This window comes from Streptomyces sp. NPDC031100 (assembly GCF_055570785.1).
The window spans coordinates 98,027-105,554 of the sequence record NZ_JBVIGN010000002.1 but is presented as its reverse complement, the minus strand read 5'-3'; the positions used below and the strand labels follow the sequence as shown (position 1 = coordinate 105,554).

The 7,528-nt window shown below is 72.4% G+C and carries 4 protein-coding genes; all 4 read right to left on the bottom strand.

What is annotated here, in order from left to right; genetic code table 11:
* Positions 1-105 precede the first annotated feature (105 nt).
* The 4 genes from ACZ5DS_RS04810 to ACZ5DS_RS04795 all read right to left on the bottom strand — a co-directional run bounded on the left by ACZ5DS_RS04810 (position 106) and on the right by ACZ5DS_RS04795 (position 7,355).
* Positions 106-2,082: an ATP-dependent DNA helicase gene (locus ACZ5DS_RS04810; protein ID WP_468234130.1), complete on the bottom strand. Its 1,977-nt coding sequence runs from the start codon at positions 2,080-2,082 to the stop codon at positions 106-108.
* A 741-nt stretch (positions 2,083-2,823) separates the two neighbouring features.
* Positions 2,824-3,573 carry a GNAT family N-acetyltransferase gene (locus tag ACZ5DS_RS04805; protein ID WP_468234127.1) on the bottom strand — a complete coding sequence of 250 codons (750 nt, stop codon included), beginning with the start codon at positions 3,571-3,573 and terminating at the stop codon, positions 2,824-2,826.
* A 68-nt stretch (positions 3,574-3,641) separates the two neighbouring features.
* The gene (locus tag ACZ5DS_RS04800) at positions 3,642-5,594 is read right to left on the bottom strand and encodes an IucA/IucC family protein (protein ID WP_468234124.1); all 1,953 of its coding nucleotides are present in this window, start codon (positions 5,592-5,594) and stop codon (positions 3,642-3,644) included.
* A gap of 267 nt (positions 5,595-5,861) precedes the next feature.
* Complete coding sequence (locus ACZ5DS_RS04795; RefSeq protein WP_468234121.1) at positions 5,862-7,355, bottom strand: diaminobutyrate--2-oxoglutarate transaminase family protein; 1,494 nt, start codon at positions 7,353-7,355, stop codon at positions 5,862-5,864.
* Between the last annotated feature and the right edge of the window lie 173 nt (positions 7,356-7,528).

The following is a 7,528-nucleotide window of genomic DNA, read 5'->3' as shown; positions in this document are numbered from 1 at the left end:
TGCTGGTTCCGGGGCCGGGTGTGGGATGGGGTCCTAAGCCTTGTGGGGTGCTCGGGAGGGTTGGGGGTGGGGGGTCTTGCCCCCCCCCCCCCCCCCCCCCCCCGATCACTGCGCCTCCGCCTGCTTCGCGGCCGCGTCGATCGCCGCGAGCGACCTGCGCACCTGGTTACGGTCCGTGGTGTACCAGAAGTCGGGCAGTGACGCCTTGAGGTACCCGCCGTACCGCGCGGTGGCGAGCCGCTGATCCAGTACGGCGACCACACCACGGTCCCCGGAAGCCCGTACGAGCCTGCCGGCGCCCTGGGCCATGAGCAGAGCGGCGTGGGTCGCGGCCACCGCCATGAAGCCGTTGCCACCCGCGTCCTCCACCGACTTCTGGCGGGCGCTCATCAGCGGGTCATCGGGGCGCGGGAACGGGATCTTGTCCATGACGACCAGCTGACAGCTGGGGCCCGGGACGTCGACGCCCTGCCACAGCGACAGCGTGCCGAAGAGGCAGGTCTTGGGGTCGGCCGCGAAGCTCTTGATCAGCTCGCCGAGCGTCTCCTCGCCCTGGAGAAGGATCGGGAACTCGGGGATGCGGGAGCGCAACTCCTCCGCAGCGAGCTGGGCGGCCCGCATCGACGAGAACAGCCCGAGGGTGCGGCCGCCGGCCGCCTGGATCAGCTCGGTCAGTTCATCGAGCATGTCGGTGCGCTCGCCGTCCCGCGCCGGGCGCGCGAGGTGCTTGGCGACGTACAGGATGCCCTGCTTGGGGTAGTCGAAGGGCGAGCCGACGTCGACGCCCTTCCACTGCGGCAGGTCATCGCCCTCCATACCCTCCGGTCCCAGCCCCAGCGAGGCGCCGACGCCGTTGAAGTCGCCGCCCAGCTTGAGGGTCGCCGAGGTGAGGACGACGCTGCGGTCTGCGAAGAGCTTCTCCCTGAGCAGCCCGGAGACCGACATGGGGGCGACGCACAGGGAGGCGCCGAAGCGGTCGTGGCGCTCGTACCAGACGACGTCCCACTCCGAGCCGTTCAGGACCCGCTCCGCCACGTCGTGCACCGTCTCCACCGAGGCCAGTGCCTGCTTGCGGACCGCGTCCTCGTCCTGGACGGACTTGTCGCGGGTCGCGCCGATCGCGGAGATGACCGTACGGGCGGCGTCCCGCAACGCCATCAGGGCGTAGCCGAGGTCTTCCGGGATCTCCTCCAGGCGGCCCGGCAGGGCCAGCTCCATCAGCCGCTCGAAGCCCTCGGCGGCGGCCTGGAGCTGGTCGGCTGCCTTCTCGTTGACGAGCTTGGCGGCCCGGCGCACGGCACGGTTGACCTGGCCGGGGGTGAGTTCGCCGGTGGCGACGCCGGTCACGCGCGAGACGAGTTCGTGCGCCTCGTCCACGATCAGCACCTCGTGCTGCGGCAGCACCGGAGCGCCCTCGATCGCGTCGATGGCGAGGAGCGCGTGGTTCGTGACGACGACTTCGGCGAGCTTGGCGCGCTCGCGGGCCATCTCGGCGAAGCATTCGGCGCCGTAGGCACACTTCGACGCGCCCAGGCACTCCCTCGAGGACACCGACACCTGCGCCCACGCGCGGTCGGAGACGCCCGGCGTGAGGTCGTCGCGGTCGCCGGTCTCGGTCTCGTCGGACCAGTCCCGCAGGCGCAGCAGGTCCTGACCCAATTTGCTGGTGGGCGCGGCGGCCTCGAACTGGTCGAAGAGTCCGTCCTCCTCGTCCTGCGGCATGCCCTCGTGCAGGCGGTGCAGACACAGGTAGTTCGACCTGCCCTTGAGCATCGCGAACTCCGGGCGCCGGCGCAGGAGCGGGTGGAGGGCGTCGACCGTGCGGGGCAGGTCGCGCTCCACGAGCTGGCGTTGCAGCGCGAGTGTGGCCGTGGCGACGACCACACGCTCCCCGTGCGCGAGCGCGGGCACGAGATAGCCCAGCGACTTTCCGGTGCCGGTGCCGGCCTGGACCAGCAGATGGGATCCGTCGTCGATCACCTCGGCGACCGATTCGGCCATGGTCACCTGGCCGGGGCGCTCCGTGCCGCCGACGGCTGCGACAGCGGCATGCAGGAGTTCGGGGAGAGAGGGCTTCGTCATAGCCCGACCACCCTACGGCCCGGCACTGACAAACGGGTGATCACGGCGGAGGCGAGGGGTGGGAACACTGCCGGGGCTCCTGGGCGGGACGGTGGAGATGGCTTGGGCTGGCCGGGGAGGCCGGGGTCGCTGAGGTCTGCGGATATTACGAGGGGGACGGGGCGGTGACGAATGGCTTCACCTGTCGGATCGGGGTGCGGGCGCCGCCGCCGCCTGCCTCTGGCTACGGGGACGGGCGGTGGGCGGTTGGGGCGTGGCGGCGGGCTGCGGTCGGTTGACGGGCGGGCAGGTCGGGCGCACGGACTCGGGCTGCCGCCGGTTGACCAGCAGGCGGGTCGGGGACACGGAATCGAACGGCAACCGACCGACAGCCGGGCAGGCTGGGAACACAGAATCGCCGGGCAGGCCGGGAACACAGAGTCGGACCGCAACCGACCGACAACCGGGCAGGTCGCGGACACAGAGCCGGGCTGCGGCTGGTTGGCGGGCGGCCGATTGGGTGGCTGCACGGTCGGACTGCAGCCGTTCCTGCTGCGCTCCGTCGCTCAGCTTCCGACTGCGGCCGGTCGCGTTGCGGCCAGCTGAGCCCCGTCTCGCTACGGCCAGTCCCACCCGATCGCGCCGCGGCCCGCTGACCGGTCCGTACGACCTGTGCCACAGGCTTCCGGAATTTGTTCTCGGCGAGTGGGAACGAACTCGCCCTGCGCTTCGTACTACATGTGTACGCGTCGTCACGTCGCGTTACATCAGACCGCGCAGGACTCGGTCCCGGATCATGAGGGCGGCCCGCTTGTCGGGCAGATCGACCTCTGCCGCGAACCGGAAGCCGGCGCTCAGGAAAGCGGCTACGGAGGGGGTGTTGCCAAGATCGGGCTCCGCGACGACCCGAGCGCAGGCGGGGCGGCGGTCGAGGACCAGGTCGGCCACGGCTCTGAGCAGGGCTGATCCCAGCCCCCGTCCTCGGTCGGCGGCAGCACCGATGAGGAAGTGGACGCCGGTGTCATGGGGGCGGGCCGGGTAGTGGCGGGCCAGTGGATCCAGGTCCGCTCGGTAGATCTCCCAGTAGCTCATGGGGGTGCCGTCCAGCACGCCGAGACACGGCACGCTGCGTCCGTCGCCGTCGAGCTGCGCGCGCAGATGGCTCTCCGTCTCGTTGTGGGACCCGGTCAGGTTCCAGAACGCGGCGACGGCGGGGTCCTTCATCCAGAGCTGGATGAGCGGCAGGTCCTGCTCGACGCACACCGGAACCAGCTGGAACCGGCCCACGGGTGTGACGGTCACCCCCCACGCGGGGACGTGGTCGAGCAGGTCGCCCATGAACTGGGCGACGAACTCGTCGGGCAGGCGCAGGTCCAGCGTGTCCTCGCCGTCCCCGAACGATGCGGTGTCCCTGGCGTCCCCGGTGTCCTCGATGTCGCGGGGGCCCGAACAGGCGAGGTGGACGGGGACGGAGCCGGGGCCGATACCGGCGCTCGCGTCGGTGGGAGGCACGGTGCGCTCCTCTCAGGAGACGAGGGGGGTCGTGGTCCTTGGGGACGACGGAAGACAGTGCGGTTCGTTCAGGAGTGAAGGGGGTTGGCGATGGTGACGTAGACGGACTGGGTGTCGACCGGGCCGACGAGTTCGTCGAGCCCGTGCAGCCGGGTCAGCAGGTTGGCCTTGCAGCGCAGGACGGGTGAGTCGAGCAGGACGCCGGGCAGCGAGGAGCGCAGGGCGACGGGCCCCGAGGAGACCTCGGTGAGGAAGCCGCGGAAGGCCGCAAGGAGGAGCCGCTCGTCGGCCAGGTGCTGGGAACCCAACGCGCCGATCAGGCCGAGCACATTGTTGATGGCGAGGTAGTAGGCGAAGCGTTCGTCGGTGACCTCGTCGGAGACGAACGTGTCGCTGTGCTCGCCGATGCCGGGCAGTCGCGCTTCGAGTTCGGCTCGCCGGGAGGCGCGGAAGTAGTAGCCCTGGTTGTCGCGGTAGCGGCCGCCGACGGGCCAGCCGTCGTGGTCGAGCAGGAGCAGCGTGTTCTGCTGGTGGGCCTCGAGGGCGATTCCGGCCTCGCTGTCCAGCCACAGCAGGGGGCGGACGACCTGTTCGAGGTAGCGCAGGAACCACTCCGCGGCGACGGCTCCGACCGGTCGGCCGGTGCGTGCGGCCAGCCGTGCGACGAGCTGGGCCAGACGGGACCGGTGGGGCGAGGCGCCGGGCCACGGCCAGGCATCGGTGCCGGGTTCGGCGAGCGGGCGGGGCGAGACAAGACCCGCGACGCAGCTGACGTCGTCGCCCGGCGCGAACGGATTGTGCCTGATCATGACGTCCAGGCCGGGCACGGGCCGGCCGTCCGGGTCGTCGACGGCGAGCCAGGCGGGGTCGCGGACGATGTCGAAGCCGGGGTGGACGGACTGCCACTGCTTGAACAGGCCGCTGCGCAGCAGCCGGTGCACCTCGACTCCGCGGTGGAGTTCCTTGCGCAGGTTCTCGCGGCGGGAGTTGGTGATGCGCAGGCCCAGCGACAGCTTGAGCATCGCGGGGGCGCCGGACCGGTGCACGGTCCGTACGGAGGAGGTGGGCTGCCAAGGAGAGCCGAGCGGGCCGAGGTCGCGGAGGGCTCCGGAGTCGAGCAGGGCGGCGACCGTCTCGCGGTGCCGGACTTCGCGTGCCTGCCAGGGGTGCAGGGGCAGGGCCGCGTAGCCGTCGGGCAGGGGCAGGGCGGTTTCGGCGAGTCGTCGGGTGAGGTGGTCCGCGGGGACGGGACGGCCGCGCTCGGTCCAGGCCGAGTCGGTCGCCAGCAGAGAGGGGGCGACAGCCATCCAGTGGAGGGGGAAGGAACCGCGCAACTCCGGTGAGTACAGCCGGGCTTCGGCCTCGGTCAGGCCCTCTCGGCTCTTGGGGGTCGGGTGCAGGGGGTGTCCGAGGAGGAGGGCCTGCTCGGCGCTGAGGAAGAGGTCGGGGCCGTCGGCCGGGTGTGCGCGCCGCTCGCGGATGAAGGTCGCGGTGCGGCGCAGGGAGTCGGCCACCCTGGCGACGAGGTCGCCGCCGTCACCGGCGGCGGGCGTGGGCTCACGCGTGCCGGTGGTGTCGTCCGCGATGCGGGGCGTCTCCCTGGCGAGCAGGGCCGCGAGGGTGACCGCGTCGACGGGTGGGGCCGTGGCAGGGGCACCGGCGAGACGGGCTGGGCCGAAGCGGTGCCAGCCCGCCGGGGACCAGTGGCGGACCGGTGCGATCAGGGCGGTGCCGCTGGCGGGCAGGGGGATGCGGAGGGTGCCGGTGGCGGGGGCGGCCAGGTTCGTCTCCCGTACCCAGCAGCGGAGGAGGTTCTCCACGGTGGCCGTCTGGGCGGCGATGCGCGGGTCGGGGTCGTCCAGCGGGTCGGTGCCGGGGGCTCCTGGACGGGTGGTGTCGGGGGTTCGCCTCTTCTGCTGGGGCACCGACTCCGCGAGCGGCACGGAAGAGGGCTGGGTGCCGGAGTCTCCCTGGTCGTCGGGGCTGCCGGAACGGCCGTCGGGTGTGGGGGTGGGGTTCAAGGCGGATCCTCGGGGGCTGTGGTGGTGCGGTTCTCGTGCGGTCGTGCGCTCGGTCGTGCGTCGTCCTGTCGTCGATGGGGCGTCCTGGTGGCGGCGGAGGAGCCGGGTCGGGCGGGACGTGCGAGCGCGGTCGGGATGTGTGTCGGGTAGTGCAGGAATGACGGTGTCGGACGGGAAGTCCTGGACGGAGGTGCAGTGGTCATGGGGTGGGGTGCAGGCCGGGGGGTGGCGGCCGGATTCGGCGGTTCGGCCGCCGGTGCGCGGGGTCTAGCCGGTGCTCTGGGCAGGGCGGTCGGTGGTCTGGGCAGGGCCGTCGTGATGTCGGCGGCTGCGGCCGTGGTCGTGGTGATGGCGGGCCGCCGCTGCCACCGCGTCGGCCAGACGGTCGATGACGGCCGCCGCCTGTTCGTCGCTGATGGTCAGCGGAGGAAGGAGCCGTACGACGCCCTCGTGGCGGCCGCCGAGTTCCACGATGAGGCCGCGGTGGAGGCACTCCCGCTGGACGGCCGCGGCGAGTTCGGGGGCGGCGGGGCGGGGGGCGCGGGTGGGCTCCAGCCCGTTCAGCTCAGCACGGTGGCCTCGGGAGGAGGGGCCCTCACCCGGCCCGGCCTCCTCGCCCTCCGGGTCCACCAGCTCGACCCCGATCATCAGTCCGCGCCCCCGGACGTCTCCCACGCACGGGAACTCCGCCTGGAGCTGCCGCAGTTGGGACAGCATCCGGGAGCCGAGAGCAGCGGCGCGCTCCGCGAGGCCGTTCTCACGGACGTGGGCGAGGGTGGCGGTGCCGGCGGCCATGGCGAGCTGGTTGCCCCGGAAGGTGCCTGCGTGGGCGCCGGGTTGCCAGACGTCGAGATCCTCGCGGTACACGACCACGGCCAGGGGGAGGCTGCCACCGATTGCCTTGGACAGGACCATGACGTCGGGCGTGACGCCACTGTGCCCGACGCCCCAGAAGGCGCCGGTCCGGCCGACGCCGGTCTGGATCTCGTCGGCGATCAGGGGAACGGACCGGTCGGCGGTGATCTGCCGCATCCGGCGCAGCCAGTCGTCCGGCGCCGGGACCACGCCGCCCTCGCCCTGGACAGGTTCCAGGATCATTCCGGCGGGCAGCGGTACGCCGGACTTGGGGTCGTCCAGGAGGGACTCGGTCCAGCGGGCGGCGAGTTCGGCGCCGCGCGGACCTCCGACGCCGAAGGGGCAGCGGTAGTCCTGTGGGTACGGCAGGCGGGCGACCCGTACGTCGCCGGCGCCGCCGGAGGCGGCCAGGGCCCCGGACGTCATTCCGTGGTAGGCGCCGGTGAAGGCGAGCATGCCGGTGCGCCCGGTCGCGGCCCGGACCAGTTTGAAGGCGGCCTCGACGGCGTCAGTGCCGGCCGGCCCGCAGAACTGGACGCGGGCACGGTCGGCGAGCCCGGGCGGCAGGGTGCGGAACAGCTCGGTGGTGAAGGCGTCCTTGACGGGAGTCGCCAGGTCGAGGACGGAGAGCGGGGCGCCGGAGTCGAGGACGCGGCGGATGGCTTCCAGGACGACTGGGTGGTTGTGGCCGAGGGCGAGGGTTCCGGCGCCGGAGAGGCAGTCCAGATATCGGCGGCCGTCGGCGCCTTCGATGGTCAGTCCCCGGGCTCGCACGGGCACGATGGGCAGGGCCCGTGCGTAGGTGCGCGCCGCGGATTCACGCGCCGACTGGCGCCTGAGGATCCCCTCGTGCACACCGCGCGCTCCCCCGTTCGCGCCTTCAGCCACCGACTCGGTCACGGCCACGGCTCGCTGTCCTCCCCGCTGTCCAGAGGCGATTTGATCCGCGGGGACCGGGCACAGGCAGCAGGCCCCGCACCGCTACCAACCTCGGACGGGCCTGCGGGTTACGGGTTGCCTCGAGATCCGTGCGCTGACAGGACCGTCGCCGTTCCGGTCCGTCCGAAGGCGGAGGCGCG

Coding starts and splice junctions, on each gene's coding strand:
- ACZ5DS_RS04810 (WP_468234130.1), bottom strand. CDS start 2,082: ATGACGAAGCCCTCTCTCCCCGAACTCCTGCATGCCGCTGTCGCAGCC.